The following is a 24,637-nucleotide window of genomic DNA, read 5'->3' as shown; positions in this document are numbered from 1 at the left end:
CTTCTTGCGCGCCGCGCTGCGCTCGGGAATCCTCGGCTCCACTGCACAGCGCGAAGTCTGGAGCCACCAAATTGACGTTTGACGTCTTACGTTTTGCTCGAATGCTGGCGGCTGCTGCGATCTTCGCGACGGCCCCCACCTTTGCCCAATCGCCCGCCTACGACGCCGGCGAGCCGGCGCCGGCGCAGCCGGGCACTCAGGTGCTGAACCTGAAGGATGCCGACATCAACAGCTTCATCGGCCTGGTGTCTGAAGCCACCGGCAAGAACTTCGTCGTCGATCCGCGCGTGACCGGCAAGGTCACGGTGATCTCGCAGTCGCCAATGGGCGAGGACGAGCTCTACGAGGTGTTCCTGTCGGTGCTGCGCGTGAATGGATTTGCCGCGGTGCAGGCGGGCAAGATCATCAAGATCGTCCCGGAAACGGTGGCTGGTCAGGACGGCGGCATCGATGCCGGCAACAGCGATGCCCTGGTCACCCGGGTCATCACCGTCAAGCACGTGACCCCGGCCGACATGGCCCAGGCGCTGCGACCCTTGCTGCCGCAGGGTGCCAACCTGATCCCGCACCCGAGTTCATCGAGCCTGATCATCACCGACCGCGCCGGCAATGTCGCCCGTATCGAAAGCATCATCCGCCGCCTGGATCAGGCCAGCGAGAGCGAGATCGATGTGGTCCCGCTGAGCCACGCCAATGCCTCGGAAGTGGTGCGCACGCTGACGCTGCTGCAACCGGCGAACGATGCTGCGGGCAACAAGATCGCCGCCGACGAACGCACCAATTCAGTGCTGATTGCTGGCGACAAGGGTCGGCGTCTGCGTCTGAAGGCGCTGGTCGCCAATCTGGATACGCCGCTGGGCGAGGGCGATTCCACCCAGGTGGTGTACCTGCGCTACGCCGATGCCGCCGAGATGGTGCCGATTCTGGAAGCCTCGCTGTCGAGCATGCTCGGTCAGCAGGCGGCGGCCGGCAAGGAAGGTGAGAGCACCAGCTTCATCCGCGCCCACAAGGACACCAACGCGCTGATCATCACCGCGCCACCGGCGGTCACCCGCGAACTGCGCAATGTCATCCGCCAGCTCGACATCCGTCGCGCCCAGGTGCTGATCGAGGCCATCGTCGCCGAGGTCAATGACCAGACCGCGCGCGAGCTCGGCATCCAGTGGCAGGCCACCACCGACGATTTCACCGATCGCGGCTTCATCGGCGGCACCAATTTCCAGGGCAGCAGCGGCACCGGCGGCATCTTCGGTGTCAGTCAGGATCCGCGCCTGCTGGGTGCTTCCAGTGGCCTCAATATCGGCTACATCGTCGGCACCGCCACCTTGCCCGGCACCGACAACGAGTTCGTGCGCATCGGCGCGCTGGCCAAGGCCCTGACCGGCAACACCAACACCAACATCCTGTCGACGCCGTCGACGATCACGCTGGATCATCAGGAAGCGATCCTGAGCGTGGGCCAGGAAGTGCCCTTCCTCACCGGCCAGTACGCTTCCACCGGTGCCAACACCTCCAGCGGCAGCAACCAGAGCGGCGTGGTCAATCCCTTCCAGACCATCGACCGCAAGGAAGTCGGGCTGAAGCTGCGCGTGACCCCGCATATCAACGAGGGCGATTCGGTCATCATCGACATCGATCTGGAAGCCTCCAGTCTGGCGCCCAACACCGCCGGCGCGGTCGATCTGATCACCAACAACCGCAAGCTCAGCACCCGCGTGCTGGTACCCGACGGCGGCCTGCTGGTGCTCGGCGGCCTGACCAGCGAGGAGCTGCGCGAGTCGGTGCAGAAGGTGCCGGGTCTGGGCGATATCCCGCTGCTCGGCAATCTGTTCAAGAGCCGCAGCACCACCAAGGAGCGCCGCAATCTGCTGGTCTTCCTCAAGCCCACGATCGCCCGCGACGGCATCATGGAAGCCTCGATCAGCAGCGAGAAATACAACTACATCCGCTCCGAGCAGCTGCGTTCCCGGGAAGAAAGCGATGGTCTGATCCGCAAGGACCAGATCCCGGTGTTGCCCCAGTACGAGGACTTCCTCAAGAAGGGCATGCCCGCCGCCGAACCGCCGCCGGCCGGCCGCTGAGCCGCCAAGCCTCTGTGGGGGCGGACTTCGTCCGCGATTGGGCGCTCGTGACCACTTGCCTGAACCGCCTGTCTCACGCGGAGGCGCGGAGAACGCGGAGAAGGGCAAGTCGTCGTCAATTTCGAGGGGACTTTGTCGGCGATGGCGGCCCAGATTGCGGACAGAGTCCGCTTCCAGCAAATATGCCGCAGGTCATTGATTTATCTGTCATGAAGAGAAGGGGCAGGGGTCCAACCTCGACGCATGATCTGACCATGCCGCGACGTGGGTCCCCTGCCCCGTGCCCCCTGCCCCCCGCTTTTCTCCGCGGGCTCCGCGTCTCCGCGTGAACCTGTGTTCTAGGCAGCACCCTTGTCACGTAGCCCCTGCGGGGCTAGCCCGCATTTCTCACACCTGTTGCGGAAGATCGCGCAGGGCTTTGCGACTAGCGCAAGGCGCGACGACGAGGAATGGTGATTCCATTGCGAGGAGGAGCAACGCAGCGATAGTCGCAAAGAACCAGCGAGGTCCGCAAAGCGGGCAGATGCAGCCAAACACTCTGTGACTGCTGCGCGCCTCGGAATCGCCTTTTGTCACTAGAAGATTGGGGGCATCTGCTCGCGCAGGTGTGAGAAATGCGGGCTAGGTGACCTACTCTCTCGGCTTCAGGGCACCACCGTGACCGGCACCGAGGCCGATTGAACCAGCGCGCTGGAGACGCTGCCAAGCAGCAGTTTGCTCAGGCGCGAACGGCCGCGGCGGCCGACGACGATGTGTCCGGCGCCGCAGTCTTCGGCCGCATTTTCCAGCGCCGGTACCACCGCGCCGGTGGCAACCTCGAAACTGGCTTCGATGCCTTCAGCGCGCAAGGTGTTGCAACGGGGCCCCAGCACTTCGCTGCGATAGCGCTCGATGTCGGCGCCGACGTTTTCCTCCACCGCGGCCAGTTCCATCGGGTTCTGCACGCCGAAGAACTGCCATTCGACCACCGCCACCAGTCGCAGGGCGCATTGGCCCCTACGGGCCTGAGCCACGGCAAAGGCCAGCGCGCGCTCGGCACCATCGCTGCCATCGAATCCAACGAGAATGGGACTGTTCATGGCCTTCTCCCTTCCGTTTGCGACATTCCCAGCTTAACGCCTGATCCGCGACTGCAACATGATCGCCGTCAGCTGCTCTGGTGCGCCGCAGCCTGGCGAGCAACGCCCGGACCTTAGCGTCGACGCGCCCGATAGTGGAGAATCCACGCCTGGCTCACCCGTCTGCTGGCAATGACCCTGGAAACCTCAGCTGACCGCTTCTCGGCACGCATAGCATCTTGATTCTCAGGGCCATGGCGCTGCTGGGCGCGTTCACCCAGCGGCTGAGTTCGCTACAGGGCAGATTGCACGGTTGTGGCGGCGCATGGCGGCGTTGCAACTCGTCGGAAGAGCCAGCTATTCCTCCTCATTGCGCCTGGCCCTTGCACCCCCACAACCGCACACTCTGCCCCGTCCAACTGAGGTTTCCAGGATGACCGCACTTCCCCGACTGCCCTTTGGATTCGCGCGCAAACACGGCGTGGCCGTGCTCGGACTCGCCCACGGCAAGGCTCGGGTGGCGTGCCGGCCCGACGTCAAACCCGAAGCCATGCTGGAGCTGCGACGCTTTCTGGGTACGCCGTTGGCGCCCGAGAAGGTGGCCCCGGAGCGCTTCGAGGCACTGTTGCAGGAGTTGTACGAAGGCGGGGGTGAAGATTCGCGCAGCATGGCGGCCGACATCGACCAGAAGCTCGATCTGAAGCAGCTGGCCGACGAGTTGCCCGAGCCCACTGATCTGATGGAGAGCGAGGACGACGCCCCGATCATCCGTCTGATCAACGCGCTGTTGTCCGAAGCGGTGCGCGAGAACGCCTCCGACATCCATATCGAGCCCTACGAGAACCGACTGGTGGTGCGTTTCCGCGTCGATGGCGTGCTGCGCGAAGTGCTGTCCCCGCAGAAATCGATCGCTTCGCCGGTGGTCAGTCGTATCAAGGTCATGGCCAAGCTCGATATCGCCGAGAAGCGTTTGCCGCAGGATGGCCGTATCGGCTTGCGCATCGCCGGGCGTCCGGTCGATGTGCGCGTGTCGACCATTCCCGCGAGTTTCGGCGAGCGCGTGGTGCTGCGTCTGCTCGACAAGCAGGCCGGGCGCCTCAATCTCACCGAACTCGGCATGGACGAAGCCACGCGCGGTCGTCTGAACGAACTGATCCACCGGCCACACGGCATCCTGCTGGTCACCGGCCCGACCGGCTCGGGCAAGACCACCACGCTCTATGCCGCGCTGATGCAGCTCAACGACAAGAGCCGCAACATCATGACGGTCGAGGATCCGATCGAGTACTACATCGACGGCATCGGCCAGATGCAGGTCAACACCAAGGTCGACATGACCTTTGCCCGCGGCCTGCGGGCAATCCTGCGCCAGGACCCGGATGTGGTCATGGTCGGCGAAATCCGCGATCTGGAAACCGCCGAAATCGCGGTGCAATCCTCGCTCACCGGCCATCTGGTGCTGTCCACGCTGCACACCAATACCGCGGTAGGTGCGGTCACCCGCCTGCGCGACATGGGCATCGAGCCCTTTCTGCTCTCCTCCAGCCTGATCGGCGTGCTCGCCCAACGCCTGGTGCGCACCCTGGATCCGCTGGTGCGCGAAGAGTATCCGGCCACACCGGCCGAACTGGCCGCGCTCGGCCATCCACAGGCGCGCGGCCAGATGCTCTGGCGTCCGGGCCGCGATCTGTTCCAGAAATCCACCGGCTACAAGGGCCGTACCGGCGTCTACGAACTGGTCGCCATCGATGAGGTACTGCGCCAGGCCATCCACGACAAGGCCGGCGAACAGGAACTGGAACGCATCGCCCGTCGCAGCAGCCCCGGCATCCTCGAAGACGGCTGGCGCAAATGCATCGCCGGCATCACCTCGGTCGAGGAAGTGCTCAAGGTGACCCGCGAGGACTGATGAAGCGCTTGCCGGTTGCGGCTTGTTGGTTGTTGGCAAGAGCGGGCTTGCGCGGAGGCGCGGAGGACGCGGAGAAAAGCGGGCGCCAGCTGTTGTGGGTCCAGACTTGTCTGGACGCTCTTGGCTTGACGGTCCCGTTGGACGCTTGCGCACAGAGGTCGCAGAAGCGTCCAGACAAGTCTGGACCTACCACAGCCCGAGCCTCTGAGTTTTCCAACAACCAACAACCGACAACCAGCAACTGCTCCACCGGCAACCCACAACCGACAACCAACAACCGGCGCGCCGCAGGCGCGCTGCTCCTCGCCCTGCTCCTCGGCGCCTGCGCCCCTGCCCCGCCGCCACCGCTGCCGCACGAGGCCTACATCTGGCAGCGACTGTGGACGCCGGAGCTGGCAGATGCCATCAAGCAACAGGGCGCCAGCTTCGCCGGCTGGCGGGTGTTGCTGCTGCAGGTAGTTGGGGATCGGCTGATCGATATCGAGCCGAATCCAGCAGCACTGGCGGCGTCGGCCAGACCGCTGCGCTGGGTGGTGCGCATCGAGGGCGCGCGCGAGCCCTTGCCGGCGACCGAACTGGCGGCGCACCTGCTGCCCATGATCGAGCGCTGGAAAGCCGCAGGCCTGGTGCCGCTCGGCATCGAGATCGATCACGATTGTGCGACCGCGGCGCTGGCCGACTACGCCGCCTGGTTGCAACAGCTGCGGGCGTTGCTGCCGGCCGGGCTGGAGCTGTCGATCACAGCCTTGCCGACCTGGATGGCCAGCCCGGATCTGGACAAGGTATTGGCCGCGGTGGATGCCAGTGTGCTCCAGGTACACGCGGTGGAGCGCCCGGATGCCGCGCTGTTCGCTGTCGAGACGGCGCTGGCCTGGACCCGCGCCTATGCCGCTCTTGGGCGGCCCTTTGCAGTGGCACTCCCGGCCTATGGGGTACGCGTGGGCAGCATGCCCGATGGCCAGGTCCACCGTGTCGATGCCGAAACCGATGTCGATACCAGCGGCGCCAGCGGCCGCGAGCTGCGTGCCGATCCGCAGGAACTGGGGCGCTATCTCAAGCGGATCACTGCCGATGCCATCCCTGAACTGCAAGGGCTGGTCTGGTTCCGGCTGCCGCTGCCCGGCGACCGGCGGGCCTGGAGTGCCACCACGCTGGCGGCGGTCGTGGCAGGCGAGTCCGGCGCTCCGCGCTTCCAGGTTCAGGCGTCTGCCACGGCGCAAGGCAGTTTCGATCTGCGTCTGGTGAATCCGGGTCCCTGGGATGGTCCCGCACCGATCATCGATCTGCCGAGCGATTGTCGCCATGGCGATGCGCTCGGAGGCTATCGATTGGGCGATGATGGCGACCATCTGCAGTTCCAGCCGGCGGCTGATGCCTGGTTGCGATCCGGCCACAGCCTTCTGGTCGGCTGGACCCGCTGCAATAGCCCTTTGACACCCACTTGGGACCTGCCATGACCCAGCCACGAAAACCGCTGTTGCGCACGCTGACACTGGCCTTGTCCGTGCTGATGCTCAGTCCGGCATTGGCCTGTGGCCCGGATTTTCCGATGACCCTGCTCGATCACCGCGGACTGGTGATGGACACCTTGCCCGAAGGCAGTTTCGGGTTCGAGGCGCGGCGATTGGTGGAACCCGGCACCACCGCTTTCAAGGTGGTCGAGTCCGACCCCTGGTCAGACCCGGAAGAATCCCGGCTCAGCGCCGAGAAAGCCGGATTGAGCGATGCCCAGATCGAGGCCGTGGCGGCCATGCGCCTGAGTGAATCGGCTGATGCCGCACTGGCGCTGGGTGCCGAGCTGCCGGCGGAGCTGGCGGGCTATACGGCTGGCGCCGTGGCCTGGCAAAAGGGCGACGTCGAGCGCGCCCGGAGCTTGTTCCAGCAAGTCGTGCAGCTACCGGCGGAGCAGCGGACCTTGCGCGGCGTCTGGGCCAGCTACATGCTCGGGCGGGCGCTGGCCCTGAACGGCCAGTCCGCGCAGGCCATCGCCGCCTTTGAGCAGACCCGGGTCTGGGTGCAGAACGGTGCCGCCGATCCAGACGGCCTGGCGGTCGCCAGCCTGGGTGAGCAGGCGCGCATCGAGCTGGCGGCCGGGCGTCTGGCGGCGGCGGTGCGGCTATACGCCGAGCAGGCCGCCCATGGCTCGACCTCGGGCAACAACTCGTTGCTGTTCGTGGTCCGCGCCGCGATCCGCGACTCGGCGTCCGTCGATGCCCTGCTCGCCGATGAGGTTGGCACGCGCTTGCTGTTGGCCTATCTCTACACCCGCTACAACGAGCTGAGCGACGTCGACCCGGACGAGGAATATCCCAGCTTCGATGCGCCCGCCGATGGTCCGCGCCTGCTGTCGCTGCTGGACCGTGTTTCCAGCCTCGCCCAGGTTCCCAACTCGGACCGGCTGGCAGCCGTGGCTTATCGCGCTGGTCGATTCGAGCAGGCCGCAGCGCTGGCGCCGCGTTCGGACACGCCGCTGGCGGCCTGGGTGCGCGCCAAGCTGGCCCTGCGGGCGGGCGACCTGGATGCGGCGGCGCAGGCCTATGCGCAGGCGGCCAAGGGCTTTCCAGCCGATGAGATATGGGGCCAGGTGCTGCTGTCGCGCGAGGACTATCTGAGCGAGCAGCTGAAGCCGCGTTGCCGGGTGCAGGCCGAGGCCGGCACGCTGGCTCTCTCTCGCGGTGACTATCTGCAGGCGCTGGAACTGCTGTACGCCGCAGCCGACACCTACTGGCCTGATACCGCCTACATTGCCGAGCGCGTGGTCACGGTCGACGAGTTGCGCCGCTTTGTGGACCGGGTCGCGCCGCAGGCCGAACCGCCGGCCGCGACTGCACCCAACGAGGATGAGGACTACAGCGAGCGTTCCTCGACGTCGCCGGCCGCGCAATTGCGCTGGCTGCTGGCCCGGCGCCTGCTGCGCGAGGGCCAGGGTCAGCTTGCGCTGGGCTACTTCGACGATCCGGTCACGCGCGGCGAGGCGCAACGCTATCTGGAGGCTCTGGACCGCAGCTCGGCCTGGACCCGTGTCGGTCAGGCCCGCGCCTGGTTTGATGCCGCCCAGATCGCGCGCTGGTATGGCATGGAACTGCTGGGCTACGAGGGTGATCCGGATTACTTCATCTGGGGCGGCAGCTTTGATCTCAACAGCCCGATCACCTGGGACGAGAATTACAACCCGGTCTTCAACCCACGCAGCGACCTCAAGGTCGAAGGACCCTACACCAGCGACGGCGAGCGTCAGCGGCTGGCTGCCAGCCGGGCGCAGCCGCTGGAGCGCTTCCACTATCGGCTGACCGCCGCGGGTCTGGCCGGCAAGGCCGCCGATGCGCTGCCGCCGCGTTCGCAGGCCTTTGCCGCCGTGCTCTGCGAGGCCACGCACTGGTTGATTGACCGCCACAACGAGCAGGCCACGCAGATCTACAGGCGCTATCTGCGTGAGGGTGCCTTCGTGCCCTGGGGCGAGGACTTCGGCCGCCAATGCCCGGTGCCGGATTTCGACAAGGTCGAGCGTGAGCAGCGCGAGATCTGGATGCGTCAGGGCGCGCGGATCGCCGCGATCGGCGTGCCGCTGGTCTTGTTGCTGGCGCTGGGTTGGCGCTGGTCACGTCGTCGTCGCCCGATTGCGGGATAATGGCGCCCATTCATCGAAGCCCGGTGGTCAGCCATGTCCCGATTCCCTGAACGCAAGTCCGGCCATCGCGACAGCTTTCTGCCCGACAACCTGCCCAAGGAGCGCTGGGGCTTGTTGATGCCGGCTGCGGTGGCGCTGGCGCTGCTGCTGATCCTGGCGATCGTGGTGGTGCGGCTCAGCGGTTAGCCCGCACATTTCATGAGGTCGCGATGAAATCGCCCGACTTCGTTGGAACGACGCGGAAATCCTCGAATGGGTTGAAATGACAAACTGTTCGCTGCCATTGCCTCGCTAACGCGGCCCTCGCTCGTTCTTTACGCCGGACTCTTCGTTGCTCGTCGTCGCAATGGAACAACCATTACTCCTCCTCTCGTCTCGACTCCGGCGCAAAGCCCTTCGCGATCATCCGCGTTCCCTCATGAAATATGCGGGCTAGCCGTTGGAGAGGCGCGCAAGGCCAGCGCAAACCACAGCGCCAGCACCGATTCCACCGCCAGTGCGCCGAGCAGGAAGCTGCCGCCGCTGCTGTCGATGAGCATGCCCAGGGCCCGGGTCACGGCGACCGCACCGTAGCTGATGCAGCCCAGCCACAGACCCGCCCGGCGATAGGCCGGCTGCACCATCGCCGCCAGCAGCAAACCACCCAGCGCCAATTCCAGACCACCGTAGAAGGCCCGGATCTCGGTGGTCGGTACGCCATCGGGCACGGCCAGACCGAGGCTGGCCATAGCCGCCTGCGGCGCCACCGTCATCAATATCCCGAAGCCCAGAAAACCCAATCCACCCACCAGCAAGCTGGCCTTGTCGATCCGCATCGCCTCTCTCCCCCGTTCTGGCGATTGAAGACTACGCCCCCGGATGTGCAGCGGGAGTCCCCGGCGCGAAGGAATGGTCCGGTCTACCGTAGGAGCGACCTTGCGTCGCGACCGTAGAGCGCACCGCCGTGGCGAAGATCGGGACTCAAGTGAGCTGGTGCCAAAAGCAGAACGCGGAGTACGCAGAGAAGCGCAGAGAACACGGAGAGAAGTCGAGCGGACTTCAAAGAGCCTTTCTCAGCGTTCTCCGCGTTGAAGCTCCTGCCTGCAACAAGGCGAGAAGGTCTGCCGATGTCCGCGGTCGCGCCGTGAAGGCGCTCCTACGAGAAGCCGGACCTCTGGCAGGAGCGACCTTGCGTCGCGACTATGGTCATAGGTTGCGGCGTCGCCGGTCGCGCCGTGAAGGCGCTCCTACGTGGAACCGGGTCCGCTGCGGCTGCTGCGGCGGCGGGGTTTGGGCGTCAGCGACTTGGCCAGCCGCCAGGCGTCGGCGCCGTCTTCGTAATAGCCACTGTGGGCGCCAAAACGGCGGTAGCCGCGGCTCTCGTACAGGGCCAGCGCGGTGGTGTTGTCCTGACGCACTTCCAGGCGGATCTCGCCGAGGCCATTGGCCCGGGCAATGCGCTCCAGTCGCTGCAGCAGCAAGGCGCCCAGACCCTGACCGCGAGCAGCGGACGAGACGGCGATCGAATAGACGCGGCAGCTGCGGATGCCGCGACGGCGCAGCAACAGCGCATAGCCGAGCACTTGTCCCTGACTCACGGCCACGATGAGATCGCTGCTTTGAGCCTGCACATGATGCAGGAACTGGCGCCGACGCATGCGGTCACCGCTGAACACGGCTTGCTCCAGCGCATCCAGCGCATCCACATCGGCAACGCCGGCCCTCCGCAGACGCAGTCCCGGTGCGCGCTTGGGGCTGCGTTTGGCAGTGCCCGCCGGGCGCCGCGCAGATGCGCCCCGGCGGCTGAACAGGTGTGTGCTCACTTGCTGTTTCCGTCCATGAATCCTGTGCCAGACTATGCGCCGCGCGCCCGGATGACTGCCAGTCGGCGCCACCGCGACGGCCGGTTGCCGTCGCCCCAAGCCCTCTGCATGGCCGCGTCGCGGCTGCTGCGAGTGCGCAGGTTCAGGACCACATGAGTCGCCTGGTCATCGTTGTCGAGAAAGCCTCCGACTGGGGTAGCTATCACCCCTCGGACAATGTGGTTACTGCGATGGACTACTTGAAGGAGCCGATCCGGCCCGACGAGGAGCGCACGCAGGTCATCAATCTCTGCCGCAGCTACAAGTACCTGGGCGCGGGCTATTACGTTTCGCTGCTGGCCGAGGCCCGTGGGCACAAGGTGATTCCCTCGGTGCGCGCGATCAATGATCTGCGCCGGCGCTCGCTCTACGGTCTGGACATCGAAGATCTCAACGTCAAGCTCTCGCGCTCGCTGGCGCAGGATCGTGACACCACCGATTTCGGCATCCTGGTGTATTTCGGCGAAACCGCGTCGGAGCCGCTCAAGGATCTGGCCCGACAGGTGTTCGAGGCCTTCCCCTGCCCGATCCTGCGGATCGAATTCGAGCGCGACAGTGTCTGGCAGATCAATGCGGTCAAGCCAGCCGGCATGCACACGCTCAGCGATGCCCAGGAGGACGCCTTTGCCGCGGCGCTGAACCGCTTCAGCACCAAGCTCTGGCGCAGCAGGCGCACGCCGAAGAAGTATCGCTACGACATCGCCATGCTGCAGGATCCGGCCGAGCAGTTCCCGCCGTCCAACAAGAAGGCGCTCAAGGCCTTCGTGGCTGCCGGCAAGGAGCTCGGCATCGAGGTCGATCCCATCGAGCGCGATGATTACGCCCGACTGGCCGAGTACGACGCCCTGTTCATCCGCGAAACCACCGCGCTCGATCACCACACCTACCGCTTCGCCAACAAGGCCGAGAAGGAAGACATGGTGGTGATCGACGATCCGACCTCGATCCTGCGCTGCACCAACAAGATCTTTCTGTCGGATCTGCTGAAGAGCCGCAAGCTGCCCACGCCACGCACCGAAATCCTGTTCCGCGACGAGGCCAAGCGCATTGCCGAACTCGGTGATCTGCTCGGCTTTCCGATCGTTCTCAAGGTGCCCGACGGTTCCTTCTCGCGCGGCGTGGTAAAGGCCAGTGATCCGGAATCGCTCAAGCGCGCCGCCGATGAGCTGTTCCAGCAGAGCGCGCTGGTGCTGGCACAGGAATACATGCCCACCGATTTCGACTGGCGCATCGGCGTGCTCAATCGCGAGGCCATCTTTGCCTGCCAGTACTTCATGTCGCGTGGCCACTGGCAGATCTACAACCACTCGGCCAAGGGCGACGCCCGCACCGGCAGCTTCAAGACCCTGCCGGTACGCGAAGTGCCCAGCGAGGTGGTGAAGCTGGCGCTGCGCGCCACCCAGGCGATTGGCGACGGCCTTTACGGTGTCGATCTGAAGCAGGTCGGTGATCGCATCGTCATCATCGAGGTCAACGACAACCCCAACATCGACTGGGGCGTGGAAGACGCCTATCTCGGTCAGGACCTGTATCGGCGGATCATGGGCGAATTCCTGCGCCGGCTGGAGCGCAAGCGCCTGGGTGTCGGTGATTAGTTGCTGGTTGCCTTTAACGCGGTTGTCGGTTGCTGGTTCTCGGTTGCCGGCAAGAGCGGGCTCACGCGGAGGCGCGGAGGCCGCGGAGAAGTCCGTAGGTCCGGACTTGTCCGGACGCTTTCAAATTGACGGTGCCCTTGGGACCAGTAGCATGGCCGCGGATCAGGGCTACGATGCCGCAGGAGCGTCCAGACAAGTCTGGACCCACCAGCGCCCGTGCCTCTGACTTTCCGTGCAACCGACAACCAGCAACCAGCAACCAGCAACCAGCAACCGGCCCCCGCTTTACCCCACCAGCGCCTGATGCCAGCGCCGCATCTTCTCCGCCAGCGCCATGCCGGCGTGGGCTGGGCTGGTCGACGGCAGGCGGATCAGCTCCAGTGGAGCTGCGGGCAAGCGGTGGCGGCGATAGAGATCGGCGGCGGCGGTACCGTTGAAACAGATGCGCGTGATGCCCGGTTGCGCCTGCAGCAACTCAGCGATGGCATTGGGCTGCGCGGTCTTCAGGTCGATGGCCGAATCCAGACTGCCCGGGCGCTGGCAGTGGGCCAGTACGTCCCAGACCGCGATGCCTGCCTGCAGCAAGGCCTCGACGCGCTGTGCATACGCTGACTCGCAGGCGATGCCGCACCAGCTGCACAGGATGGGCCAGAAGGCATTGCGCGGATGGGCGTAGTACTGCTGTGCCTCAAGCGAAGCCACCCCGGGCATGCTGCCCAGGATCAGCAGCCGCGGCCGGCGGCCCAGCAGCGGCGGGAAGCTGGATATGCGGGGCTCGTGCATCATGGGAGGCGATAGGAACAGGAGCGCGCATGGTCGCAGGCCTGGCTAGTGCGCGGAAGACACGGTATCGGCCGGGGTCGAGCGTAGCGCGGCTCCGGCGCACGACGAATCGGGTGGCGCGCCAGCGCGTTTCGCTGTGGGAGCGGACTTCGTCCGCGATCCGGGATTGCAGGTGCTTGGCGCAAAGCATCGCGGCTGAAGCCGCTCCCACAGGCACTACACTTTTCCCATACCGCCACCAATGCGAAACTCGGGCTATCCGAGTTCACAAGGTGATGGCATGTCCGGTCGTTGTTTGCTCCCTCTGCTGACCTTGCTCCTGCTGGGCGGCTGTGCGAGTGCGCCCAGGCTCGATGACAGCCCGGCGCCGGCGCCGATCAAGGATCCGGACGCGGTGCCCATCGGCGAGTTCATGGCCACGGTCTACAGCTATCCCACCGGGCGCTTCGATCCGCGCTGGCTGGAAGCGGCGCGTGTCAGCGATGCCAAGGTGGCGTCTGATCTGCCTTCGGGACAGTTCTCTCACCTGAAGGCCGGCACTTCTCTGAATCCGGACGCGTTCACGCCGTTGGGGCCGCGGCCCATCCAGAACGGCCTGGACAACAACTCCGGTCGGGTCAACGACATCGTGGTCTCGGCGCAGCCGCTGATCGCCGGTGATCCGAATTCCTATCGCGCCTTCATTGCCAGTGATGGTGGTGGTGTCTGGCGCAGCGACAACTGCTGCAGCGCGGCGACCACCTTCGAGCCGGTCACCGACTCGCCCGAGATCCAGTCGATCGCCATCGGCGATCTGGAGATCGACCCCAACAACCCGGATGTGATCTACGCCGGCACCGGCGATCTGCGTTTTGGCTCCTGGTCCTTCGGCTCAGCCGGTGTCCTGAAGAGCAGCGACGGTGGCAACAGCTGGCGGGTGCTGGGGCGCGAACAGTTCGTGCCCAATTACCCACCCAGTCTATCGGCCTTTCCGCAATATCAGGCGGTGGGCAAGGTCGTGGTTGATCCGAACCAGTCCAGTCGACTGATCGTCGGTACCAAGACCGGTCTGTATCTCTCCTATGACGCCGGCGAATCCTGGACCGGGCCCTGTCTGACCAATCCCTATGGCCCGAACAGCGCCAATCCGCACCGACAGGACATCACTGCTCTGCTGGCACTGGGTTTCGGCGGCAACACCACGCTGATCACCGCGGTGGGCACGCGCGGCACGGCCACGCCGGTGCAGCCGGACCTGGACATGAATGGCGCCAACGGCATCTACCGGGCGCCGATGCCCGCGGCCGGTTGTCCGGTGGGCTGGGAACTGATTTCGAGGGCCGACAACGGTTGGCCGGCCGGGCTCGGCAATGGCGTCGGCTTTGGCGCCATCGGCCGTATCGAACTGGCGGCAGCGCCGGGCAGCCCGAACGTGCTTTACGCCGAGGCCATTGCCTCGCAGGGTTTCGCCATTGTCGGTCTCTGGCGCAGCATCGACGCCGGCAGCAGCTGGCAGCCGCGCGCGGTGCCGGCCAATTTTCAGGGCTGCCCGCCGGGCACCCAGAACTGGTACAACGCCGGCATCAGCGTGTCTCCGGCCAATATCGACGATGTGGTGTTGAGCGCCTGGTGGACCTACCGATCCATCGATGGCGCCGCCAGTTTCATCAATCTGCTGTGCAACAACAACGAGTCGGTCGTGCACATCGACCAGCACGCCCGGGCCTTCGTCGGTGGCGACCCCGATCGTCTGCTGATCGGCAACGATGGCGGCGTCTACTACAGCGCCAATGCCACCCTGCCGACACCGAACTTCGTTCATCTCAACAACAGCCTGAACACCATCGAGTTCTATTCCGGCGACCTGATCGCCAACTTCGATACCGCCAATCCGCGGGTGGTCATCGGCGGTGCCCAGGACAACGGCACCTCGGCGCTGATCCAGTTCGGTAGCCAGGCCGGCCCCGACATCTGGCAGCACGCCTATGGCGGCGATGGCATCACCACCCGGATCGAGCCGGTGTTTGGCCAGCGCGTCTACATGTCCAGCCAGCGCGGCAACATCGTCGCCAGCACCAATGGCGCCAATGCCCCGGAACAGAACGCCAACGGGCCCTGGTCGCCGGGCGAGGAGGGCGGCGATCGCAAGAGCTTCCTGATGCCCTTCGATCTCTACAAGTACGGCGATGTCAACGTCGTCGACAGCGGCTGCGACAACTTTCAGGGCTGCAATCATCTGATTGCCGGCACCTATCGGGTCTGGGAAAGCACCAACGGCGCCAGCGGCGCCACCGCCAGCGCGCGCTGGGTGCCAATCAGCCCGGATCTGACCAAGAACAATCTCATCGTCGGCAGCGACAATCGCTCGGTGATCCAGTCCATCCGCTTTTCCGTACCCACCCGGCGCGTGGCCATGGTCGGCACCCTGGATGGCAATGTCTGGTTCGGATTCGGCCTCGGCACCGGCTTCGCCAGCTGGCGCGATGTCACCGGCGGCAACGCGGTGTTGCCGAACCGGCCAATCCTCGGTGTGGCCACCGATCCGCAGACGCCCACCATCGGCTATGCCGCCGTGGCCGGCTTCGGGGCCAATACCCCGGCTACGCCCGGGCATGTCTACCAGGTGCGCTGCAACGCCGATTGCAGCAGCTTCAGCTGGCGCGATGTCAGCGGCAATCTGCCGGACGTGCCGGTGAACACGGTGATGGTCAACCCGTGGATTCCGACCCAGGTCTTTGCCGGTAGCGACTGGGGTTTGTACTACACCGACAACGTGGAAGCGCCGCAACCGATCTGGCGATTGTTCCGCGGGCTGCCGCGGGCGATTGTCTGGGACATGGCCATCGATCGCGGCTTCACCACGCTGGCAGTGTTCACGCGCTCGCGCGGGGCCTGGGTGTGGCCGCTGCCGCGGGCGCTGGGACAGCCCAATCTCACCGGCCTGTGGACCGCGGCCGGTGAAGACGGCTGGGGCCTGAGCATGGCCCACCAGGGCACGGTATTGGCGCCGGCCTGGTACACCTACGACGGCAACGGGCGGCCGGCGTGGATGCTGATCTCCGGCGCCGCGCTTCAGGGCGATGGCAGCTATACCGGCGAGGTCTACCGCTTCACCGGCACACCCTTTGCGCAGATCAGCGGCGTACCCGCCAACGACCCGGGCACGCTGGTGGGCACCGCCCGTTTCACGCCGCAGGCCGATGATCGCCTGCGCTTCGACTACACCGTCGACGGCGTCAGCCAGAGCAAGACCGTCGGGCGCGTGGCGCCGGGGCCCATCCCGGCCTGCCAGTTTGTCGAGGGCAGTCGCGCCGACGCTGGCAATCGCACCGATCTCTGGTGGAACGCCAGCGAATCAGGCTGGGGCATGCATCTGACCGAGGCCGGGAATCTGATCTTCGTCGCCTGGTACACCTACGCCACCGACCGCCAGCCGATGTGGTTGACCGCGGTGCTGCAGAAGCAGGCCGACGGCAGCTTCAGCGGCGCCTTGAACCGCCCGAGCTCGGGAACGCCCTTCCTGCAGATCAACGGCACTGCCGCCACCAGCTTCCCGGTGCCGGAGGTCGGCAGCGCCACGCTGCGCTTCGTCGACGGTGCGCACGCCACCTTCAACTACACCCTGGACGGCATCAACCAGCAGAAGAGCATCGAACGCCTGGTCTATGCCGGGCCGACGCAGAGCGTGTGTCAGTAGGGGCGAGGGCGAGAGGGCACGAGGGCGCGAGGGCACGCAAAGGCAGCCTAGCCGCGAGCTTTCGATCTTGCGTGCCCTCGTGCCCTCTCGCCCTCGTGCCCTCCAGTATTTGGTGTGCGAACCAGCGCACCGACAGGGGCGACCGGGACTCTCACAGGAAACCACCAACCACCAACCGACAACCAGCTCTCAACCCTCCCCCCGGCTGCACTCCATCCGGGCCAGGGTCATGAGGTGCACTTCGTCGGGGCCGTCGGCGATGCGCAGGGAGCGGGCGCCGGCGTAGGCGTGGCCGAGGAAGCTGTCCTCGCACAGACCGGCACCGCCGTGGATCTGGATGGCCCGGTCGATGACCTGACAGGCCATGCGCGGTACCACGATCTTGATCATGGCCACCCGGTCGCGGGCGCCGCGGGTGCCTTGCTTGTCGAGGGCCTGCGCGGTGGACAGCGTCAGCAGCCGGGCTTGCTCGATCTCGCAGCGGCTGAGGGCGATGGCCTCCTGGGCCATGCCGTGGCGAGCGATGGGCTGGCCGAAAACGATGCGCGACTTGGCGCGATCGACCATGGCCTCCAGGGCGCGTTCGGCCAGGCCGATCAGGCGCATGCAATGGTGCACGCGTCCCGGTCCCAAACGACCCTGGGCGATCTCGAAGCCCTTGCCCTCGCCGTAGATCAGATGGCCGAGCGGCACCCGCGCGTCCTCGAAGGCGACTTCGGCATGACCATTGGGGGCGTCGTCGAAACCGAACAGCTGCAGCGACCGAACGATGCGCACGCCGGCGGCATCCCGCGGCACGATCACCATCGAGTGGCGCGCGTGCGGCTTGGCCTCGGGATCGGTTTGGCCCATGACAATGAAGAACTTGCAGCGCGGATCCATGGCGCCGGTGGTCCACCATTTGCGCCCGCTGATGCGGTAGTGATCGCCGTCGCGGAGGATGCGGCAGCGGATGTTGGTGGCGTCCGACGAAGCGACATCGGGTTCGGTCATGGCGAAGCCGGAGCGGATCTCGCCGGCCAGCAGCGGTTCCAGCCATTGCCGCTTCTGGAATTCGTTGCCGTACAGATGCAGTACTTCCATGTTGCCGGTATCGGGTGCCGAGCAGTTGAAGACCTCCGGAGCAATCAGCGAACGGCCCATGATCTCGGCCATGCGGGCGTAATCGAGATTGCTCAAGCCGGCGCCGTGGCGGCTGTCGGGCAGGAACAGATTCCACAGTCCGGCGGCCCTGGCCTTGCGCTTCATCTCCTCCATGGCCGGGGGAATCTCCCAGCGCTGCCCTGGCTGGGCGATGGCGGCCAGGTATTCGCGCTCTCCCGGTTCCACTATCTCGCGCATGAAGCCCAGCAGACGTTCGTGGATTTCCCTGGCGCGGGCGGACAAATCGAACATGCGAGCCTCCTCGATCAAGCGCAAGCCGTGAGCCTAAGCGCTCAGAGCCCGAGCTTGCGAGGACAAGGCGTCCGGAATTTTGCAGCGTTCAGCCAATCACTACGTCCGGGCGGCGATCGCTGCCCGACACAAGCGGCTATTCTTGGTCGGCAATCGCATGGGAGCGGCACATGGCGCAGACAACGGCGCGCGAACGACTGGAGCGGTTTGCGCTGGAATTGCGCAGCGGCGATATCGATCGAGCGCTGGAACTGATCGACGCGCTGATTCAGGAATATCCCGAGCAGGCGCCCCTGCACTGGCATCGTGCGCGCACCCTGCGGGCGCTCGGACGCCCGGCCGAGACGCTGCTGGAGATCCAACGGGTGCTGGCCCTGAAACCCGACTACGCCCAGGCCTGGCTGCTGCGCGCGGAACTGGCGCTGGAGGGCGAAGGCAGCAACGACCCGGAAACCGATGTGCGCAAGGCCATCGAGCTCGATCCGAAACTGGCACGTGCGCAGCTGATGCTGGCGCGGCTACTGAACGGCGGCGAGCAGCGCGAAGCTGCGGCGGCGGCGCTGGATCGCGCGCTGGAGCTGGATCCGCGGCTGTCCGAGGCCTACGTCGAACGCGCCCGACTGCATCGGCTGGGCGCCATGCTCGGCTTTGGCGACGAAGTGCCGGATGGACCTGATGTGATCCGCACGGTCTCCGGGCAGCGCTGGTCGCGTCAGGGCCTGGAGCAGACCCGGGTTGATCTCGAACAGGCGCTGGTGCTGAAGAACAACCCGCAGGTGCGCCTGCAACTGGCCAACGTGCTGCACTATCTCGGTGCCCATGATGCCGCGCTGGCTGCCTTCGACGCGGTGCTGGCGGTCACGCCCACCGATGATCCCGAGCGCGCCATCATCGAAGACATGCGCGCCTGCTCGCTCGACGGCGGTCGCGGTGAACGCGAACAGATGGCAAGACTGCTGGAGCAGGGCCTGCTTGAGGTCAGCGCGCGGGAAAAGGCGACCCTGGGCCACGACATGGCGGCGTCGATGATCCGCAGCGCCGCCGCCGGCGTGCGCGGTGGTCTCAGCCTGGATCAGTCGATGTCCCAGTTTGTCTCCGGGGATCCGGACGATGTGCTCGCCATCGACGTGGCCTACAAGATCCACGCCCTGGCCCACGAGGCCGAGCCCTGTTATGTCACCACGTCCATCGAGCGCTATCCGCGTTTCATGCGCGAGCACGCCGAATCGGTGACCCGGATACTGGGAGCCCAGGGCTTTCGGGTGATCGGAGACTACGAGCCCGAGCATCTGGCCGAGCAGCTCGCCGGCCCGACGCTGGTGCGCATCTACGCCGCTGCCGATAGCGTTACCTGCGCCGCCAGCTACCGTATCGAACCCAAATGGCCGGGCTGGCTGGCCTGGGCCTGGCTGAAACTCCGGGGCAAATGGCAGCGGCCCGCGGTAGTGGAACTGGAAACGGCCTTCGACGATGGCGGCTTCCTGATCACCAACAACGCCGGCAGCGGCAGTCCTTTCGGCTACCGTGGCAAGGTTGATCTGAGCGCGCTGGCGGCCGAGATCACACCGGCCATGCTGCATTCGCGCCATCGCGAACGCATCGAGCGCTATCGCCGGGAGCACCCGCACGCCACGGCTCTGCGGCTGGATACCGAAGACAAGATCATGGCCATGCAGCAGCGCATCACCGAGGCCAAGTGCCAGTTCCGGCAGTCCATCGGTCTGGTCGAGGAAAACGAGCTGCGCCTGCTGCTCGGTACCCACTACGAGCGCCTTGCTCCGCGGGTGCGCGAGAAGCTCAGGCAGATGGCCGAGGCGGCGGGTTGAGGGCTGGCAGCCTGTAGGAGCGCCCTGGTGGCGCGATCGGCGACGCGACGATCCTGTCCTGACGCAACTCGCGGCCAGAAGCTGGACGCAGAGAAGGCAAAGGAAAAGCAGAGAGAACGCGAAGAAGAGCGTTTGGATCTTCGAGATGTCGAAAAAAGATCGTCATTGCGAGCCAGCTGTGTCGGCCTGACACTGCCCACGGGCCATGAACCCCCGGCGTCATTGCGACCCCGGACTTGATCCGGGGGAAGCAATCCAGGGATGTGCGGCGCTACCCTGGATTGCTTCGTCGCTGCGCTCCTCGCAATGACGCATCAACAACTTGCGACATGGGTTCATGGAGAGCCACGCCGGGCTACGCGCCTTGGAGGGCGCCGCGGCGCCGCCTTGGCAAACACGAGATCAAGAGCGGCCGCGCAGGCGCGCGGCCCTCCTGGAGTCCGTCGCGCCAAGCCGTAGCGCGGCGCCCGCGCTAATCCACCAGACCCAGCGCTTCCAGTGTCAGTGCGCCGACCTCGCCGTCAGCGACCAGGCCGTGAGCGGCCTGGAACAGGCTGACGGCGTGTTCGGTTTGCGGGCCGTAGATGCCGTCGACCGGGCCCACCGGAAATTGTCGATCGGCCAGCGCCTGCTGAACGCGCTTGACCGTGGGGCCGCGGGTCAGCGGTCGGGTGACAGTCAGCACCGGCTCCGGCGGGCGATAGGCCGGGGTCAGCTCGGTGCGGAAATACTCGATGCCCGGCACCAGCACGCCAAAGTCCCAGCGCCGGCCGGCGGCGGTGTGGCGAATCACGCCGCGGTTGCTGCTGTGGGCCTCGATGGTGCCGCCGGTGCCGTCCGAAAACGCGATATGTCCGATCTTTCCCGCTTGCGGCGCGCGCAGCAGCACGGCGCCGGGAATGGTCATGGCTTCGGCCACGGCGATGGTGGCGTGGTCGCGCTGCGCCTGGGCTGACCAATAGCCCGTGTAGGCGTCGGCCAGCATCGGATTGTCAGGCTGGACGCCGTAGAGCACGCCGCTGGCGCGGTAAACGCACCAGGACACGAACTCGGCGCAATCCCATGGGCCCTTCCAGGCTGGGTCCAGCATCGGCGCCCGGGCGCCGAGCCGGTAAGGCTCACCCAGATGGGTGGCGGCAATATCCAGTATCTGTTCTGCGGATCTATTCATGACTACCCCCGTGAGAATCTCTTCCATGGAGTAGCTATCGCGACACTTGTCTCAGTATCGATCACCGCTATCGGTAAACGAATGTCACGCTGTGAGTGTCATGCTCATCCACGCTGATCTGCGACGCCCCGGCTCGCACCAGGACGGCGCAGATCCTGCGCCATGATCATCCGGCCAGCAGCGAGATGTCCGCGGTCCGCAGGAACAGCGTGCTCAAGCGTTCCAGCAAGGCCAGTCGGTTGTTGCGCACGGCGACCTCGTCGGCCATGACCATCACGCCGTCGAAGAAGCCATCGACCGGGGCCTGCAGTTCGGCCAGTCGGGTCAGGCCGTGCACATACTCGCCGGCCTCGAAGCGCGCGCCGGTGTCGCTCTCGGCCGAGCGGATGGCGCTGTACAGTGCGCGCTCGGCATCATGATGCAGGCGGCTCTCGTCCACCCCGCCCACAGCCGCGATGTCGATACCGCTCTCGCCGGCCTTGCGCAGGATATTGCGGATGCGCTTGTTGGCGGCGGCCAGGCTTTGGCAGGCAGGCAGCTGCTTGAAGGCCAGCACCGCTTTCAGGCGCTGATCGAAATCGACCAGATCATGCGGCCGCCGTGCGGCCACGGCTTCGAACACATCGGCGGTGATGCCCGCCTCGCTGTAGTAGGCCCGCGTGCGTTCGAGGATGAACTCGTAGAGTTCGTTCACTGCCGGTGCGGTCAGCTGATCGGCCAGCTTGCCGAGCAGGGTGTCGTCCTGGAAGACATTGTTGGCGACCTTGGCCAGATAGTCCTTGAGACTCTGCGCCGGAATGCCAAGTACCGCCTTTTCCAGGATCTGCGGCAGATCCAGGCGGATATTGCCTTCGATCAACGTGCGCGCCAGGCCCAAGGCCGCGCGCCGCAGCGCGAACGGATCCTTGTTGCCAGTGGGCTTGAGGCCCACGGCAAAAATGCCGGCCAGGGTATCCAGACGTTCAGCGATGGCCAGCACCCGCCCCAGCGGACTGGCAGCGATCGGCACGCCGGACTGGCGCGGCGCGTAGATCTCGTCCAGCGCCACTGCCACGGCCTCGGGCTGACCCTGGGCCAGCGCGTAGTGGCGACCCATCAGACCCTGCAGTTCCGGGAACTCGCCGACCATGCGCGTCTGCAGATCGGCCTTGGACAGCCGCGCTGCGGCCTCGGCCAGACCCGGCTCCACGCCCACGGCCGGGGCCACGGCCCGAGCCAGGGCGATCACCCGCTCGGTCTTGTCATGCAGGCTGCCCAGCTTCTGCTGGTAAGTGACGGTCTTCAGCGCTTCGACGTGCTCGGCCAGCGGCTGCTTGAGATCCTGATCGAAGAAGAAGGCCGCATCGGCGAGACGCGGGCGCACCACGCGCTCGTAGCCCTTGCGGATCTCGTTCGGATCCTTGCTGTCAATGTTGGCGACACCGACGAAACTGGGCAGCAACTGGCCGGCACCATCGAGCACCGGAAAGAAACGCTGGTGGGTTTCGATGGTAGTCACGATGACCGCCTCGGGCAGGCGCATGTATTCGGCTGGAATCGAGCAGGCAATGGCGCATGGCCATTCGGTCAGATTGCTGACTTCGTCGATCAGATCCTCGGGCAGTCGTGCCGTGCCGCCCAGGGACTGCGCCGCCGCACTCACCTGCGCCCGCACCCGCTCACGACGGGCTTGCGGATCCACCTGCACATGAGCCGCTGCAAGGGTGGCCGAGTAATCGGCGGGACGGGCAATCGAGACTTCGTCGGCATGGTGAAAGCGGTGTCCGCGGGTGCGACGGCCGCTGGCGACTCCGTAGACCTGCGCGTTCAGCACCATCTCGCCGAGCAGCACGATCAATCCATGCACCGGGCGCAGAAAGGCGAAATCGTTGTTGCCCCAGCGCATCGGCTTGCCTAGGGGCAAGGCCTCGATGGCCTCGGTCACCATGGCCGGCAACACATCGGCAGTGAGCGCGCCGGGCTTGGTGCTGCGATGGACAAACCAGGCGCCCTTGTCGGTTTCCAGCTTCTCCAGCGCCTCAACCGGAACACCACAGGAGGCGGCAAAGCCGATCAGCGCCTTGCTCGGGCTGCCATCGGGCGCGGTGGCAGCCGCCAGCGCCGGCCCGCGACGTTCGGAGGTCTGCTCGGGCTGGGCCAGGGCAACACCCGGAATCAGTACGGCAATCCGCCTTGGCGTCCACAGCGCCTGCGCCTGATCGGCCGGATGCTCGATGCCGGCCTTGCCCAGGCGCTCGCCCAAACCAGCGGCGAGACCGCGGGCCAGGTCGGCCACGGCCTTGGCGGGGAGCTCTTCGCAGAGCAGTTCAACGAGCAGATCGGCGGTGGTGGTCATGGCATTACTCAGATTGATGGGGCGGGCGCGGAGCCCGGCGGTTGCTTCTGCAGGACCGGACTGGTCCGGACGCTTCTGGCTGATCTCACGGTGGCTGGGCCGGCGACGGGACGGGTCCGGACCCGCAACAGCGTGGCGTCAAGACCTCAGGCCGCCTTCTTCACACCTGGAAAACCCAGCTTCTCGCGCTGGGCGTAATAAGCCTCGGCCACCGCCTTGGCGATGGTGCGCACGCGCAGGATGTAGCGCTGGCGCTCGGTCACGCTGATGGCGCGACGGGCGTCGAGCAGATTGAAGCTGTGACTGGCCTTGCAGACCTGATCGTAGGCCGGCAGTGGCAGGCCACGCTCGACCAGCGCCTTGGCCTCGGCCTCGTGCGCATCGAAGGCGTGGAAGAGCTCGGCTACATTCGCCGCTTCGAAGTTGTAGGCACTCTGCTCGATCTCGTTCTGCAGAAACACATCGCCATAGCTGACCACGCCCTGGGGGCCTGTGGTCCAGACCAGATCGTAGACGTTCTCGACGTTCTGCAGGTACATCGCCAGCCGTTCCAGCCCGTAGGTGATCTCACCCGACACCGGCTTGCACTCGATGCCGCCGGCCTGCTGGAAATAGGTGAACTGGGTGACTTCCATGCCGTTGAGCCAGACTTCCCACCCCAGACCCCAGGCGCCGAGCGTCGGCGACTCCCAGTTGTCCTCGACCAGACGCAGATCGTGCACCAGCGGATCGATGCCCAGCGCCACCAGCGAGCCGAAATACAGCTCCAGAATGTTCTTTGGCGAGGGCTTCAGGATCACCTGATACTGGTAGTAATGCTGCAGGCGATTGGGATTTTCGCCGTAGCGACCGTCGGTCGGGCGGCGTGAAGGCTGCACATAGGCCGCGTTCCAGGGCTCCGGCCCCAGGCTGCGCAGAAAGGTCGCCGGATGAAAGGTGCCAGCGCCGACTTCGGTGTCCAGCGGCTGGATCAGCACACAGCCCTGATTGGCCCAGTAGGCGTTAAGTCGGGTGATGATGTCCTGAAAGGTCGGGGCAGACATGCGCAGGCGTCGGCGGGAGATAGGAGGTCGGCGAGTATACGGGGCTTGGAAGGGGCACGGGAAACGGGGCATGGGGCACGGGAAGGCTGCGGGCTTCGGCGCTGTTGTAGGTCCCGACTGGTCTCGACGCGCTTGCTCAGGTGCTCTTGAAGCGCCCGGAGCAGTCCGGACCTACCAGAGCCCGGCGTCATTGCGACCCCGGACTTGATCCGGGTGGAAGCAATCCAGGGGCGTGCGGCGACACCCTGGATTGCTTCGTCGCTGCGCTCCTCGCAATGACCCATCAAGTACTTGCG

The 24,637-nt window shown here is 65.8% G+C and carries 16 protein-coding genes; 8 read left to right on the top strand and 8 right to left on the bottom strand.

Annotated features, from left to right (window positions below; genetic code table 11):
- Positions 1-71: 71 nt before the first annotated feature.
- The gene (gspD, locus tag H7A19_15615; GenBank protein ID MCP5476259.1) at positions 72-2,081 is read left to right on the top strand and encodes a type II secretion system secretin GspD; all 2,010 of its coding nucleotides are present in this window, start codon (positions 72-74) and stop codon (positions 2,079-2,081) included.
- A gap of 644 nt (positions 2,082-2,725) precedes the next feature.
- Here the strand turns inward: gspD and H7A19_15610 are convergent.
- Positions 2,726-3,160, bottom strand: coding sequence for a universal stress protein (locus tag H7A19_15610; protein ID MCP5476258.1), 435 nt, complete (start codon positions 3,158-3,160; stop codon positions 2,726-2,728).
- A gap of 412 nt (positions 3,161-3,572) precedes the next feature.
- On the opposite strand from H7A19_15610, the gene gspE reads away from it, so the two are divergent.
- From gspE to H7A19_15590, 4 genes are all read left to right on the top strand, one after another.
- The gene (gspE, locus tag H7A19_15605) at positions 3,573-5,048 is read left to right on the top strand and encodes a type II secretion system ATPase GspE (protein ID MCP5476257.1); all 1,476 of its coding nucleotides are present in this window, start codon (positions 3,573-3,575) and stop codon (positions 5,046-5,048) included.
- A gap of 125 nt (positions 5,049-5,173) precedes the next feature.
- Positions 5,174-6,505, top strand: a complete 1,332-nt coding sequence (locus H7A19_15600) for a DUF3142 domain-containing protein (protein MCP5476256.1) — start codon at positions 5,174-5,176, stop codon at positions 6,503-6,505.
- Positions 6,502-8,676 (top strand): hypothetical protein, encoded by a 2,175-nt coding sequence (locus tag H7A19_15595; GenBank protein ID MCP5476255.1) that lies wholly within the window; start codon positions 6,502-6,504, stop codon positions 8,674-8,676. Before H7A19_15600 ends, H7A19_15595 begins: the two co-directional genes overlap by 4 nt.
- 33 nt (positions 8,677-8,709) lie before the next feature.
- On the top strand, positions 8,710-8,862 hold the full coding sequence (locus tag H7A19_15590; protein MCP5476254.1) for a hypothetical protein: 153 nt from the start codon (positions 8,710-8,712) through the stop codon (positions 8,860-8,862).
- A 230-nt stretch (positions 8,863-9,092) separates the two neighbouring features.
- Here the strand turns inward: H7A19_15590 and H7A19_15585 are convergent, their stop codons facing one another.
- Positions 9,093-9,491 carry a DUF4345 family protein gene (locus H7A19_15585; protein MCP5476253.1) on the bottom strand — a complete coding sequence of 133 codons (399 nt, stop codon included), beginning with the start codon at positions 9,489-9,491 and terminating at the stop codon, positions 9,093-9,095.
- Between the two features lie 411 nt (positions 9,492-9,902).
- The gene (gene rimI / locus H7A19_15580; GenBank protein MCP5476252.1) at positions 9,903-10,391 is read right to left on the bottom strand and encodes a ribosomal protein S18-alanine N-acetyltransferase; all 489 of its coding nucleotides are present in this window, start codon (positions 10,389-10,391) and stop codon (positions 9,903-9,905) included.
- Between the two features lie 239 nt (positions 10,392-10,630).
- On the opposite strand from rimI, the gene H7A19_15575 reads away from it, so the two are divergent.
- Positions 10,631-12,112, top strand: coding sequence for a RimK family protein (locus H7A19_15575; protein MCP5476251.1), 1,482 nt, complete (start codon positions 10,631-10,633; stop codon positions 12,110-12,112).
- Between the two features lie 285 nt (positions 12,113-12,397).
- Here H7A19_15575 and H7A19_15570 read toward each other — a convergent pair whose 3' ends face one another.
- Positions 12,398-12,895 carry a DNA-deoxyinosine glycosylase gene (locus tag H7A19_15570; GenBank protein MCP5476250.1) on the bottom strand — a complete coding sequence of 166 codons (498 nt, stop codon included), beginning with the start codon at positions 12,893-12,895 and terminating at the stop codon, positions 12,398-12,400.
- Between the two features lie 280 nt (positions 12,896-13,175).
- Here H7A19_15570 and H7A19_15565 point away from each other — a divergent pair, with 280 nt between their 5' ends.
- Positions 13,176-16,571 carry a hypothetical protein gene (locus H7A19_15565; GenBank protein ID MCP5476249.1) on the top strand — a complete coding sequence of 1,132 codons (3,396 nt, stop codon included), beginning with the start codon at positions 13,176-13,178 and terminating at the stop codon, positions 16,569-16,571.
- A 189-nt stretch (positions 16,572-16,760) separates the two neighbouring features.
- Here H7A19_15565 and H7A19_15560 read toward each other — a convergent pair whose 3' ends face one another.
- A complete protein-coding gene (locus tag H7A19_15560) occupies positions 16,761-17,966 on the bottom strand; it encodes an acyl-CoA dehydrogenase family protein (protein ID MCP5476248.1) in 1,206 nt (401 codons plus the stop codon).
- 170 nt (positions 17,967-18,136) lie between these two features.
- On the opposite strand from H7A19_15560, the gene H7A19_15555 reads away from it, so the two are divergent.
- Complete coding sequence (locus H7A19_15555) at positions 18,137-19,792, top strand: tetratricopeptide repeat protein (GenBank protein MCP5476247.1); 1,656 nt, start codon at positions 18,137-18,139, stop codon at positions 19,790-19,792.
- Between the two features lie 472 nt (positions 19,793-20,264).
- Here the strand turns inward: H7A19_15555 and H7A19_15550 are convergent, their stop codons facing one another.
- From H7A19_15550 to glyQ, 3 genes are all read right to left on the bottom strand, one after another.
- A complete protein-coding gene (locus H7A19_15550; GenBank protein ID MCP5476246.1) occupies positions 20,265-20,963 on the bottom strand; it encodes a peptidoglycan-binding protein in 699 nt (232 codons plus the stop codon).
- A gap of 166 nt (positions 20,964-21,129) precedes the next feature.
- Complete coding sequence (locus H7A19_15545) at positions 21,130-23,298, bottom strand: glycine--tRNA ligase subunit beta (protein MCP5476245.1); 2,169 nt, start codon at positions 23,296-23,298, stop codon at positions 21,130-21,132.
- Between the two features lie 146 nt (positions 23,299-23,444).
- Complete coding sequence (glyQ, locus tag H7A19_15540; protein MCP5476244.1) at positions 23,445-24,341, bottom strand: glycine--tRNA ligase subunit alpha; 897 nt, start codon at positions 24,339-24,341, stop codon at positions 23,445-23,447.
- Positions 24,342-24,637: the final 296 nt, after the last annotated feature.

The sequence above is a fragment of the Rhodanobacteraceae bacterium genome (assembly GCA_024234055.1).
In the GTDB taxonomy this organism is placed as follows: domain Bacteria; phylum Pseudomonadota; class Gammaproteobacteria; order Xanthomonadales; family SZUA-5; genus JADKFD01.
The sequence above is the reverse complement of the archived record's forward strand: the minus strand, read 5'-3'. Positions and strand labels throughout refer to the sequence as shown.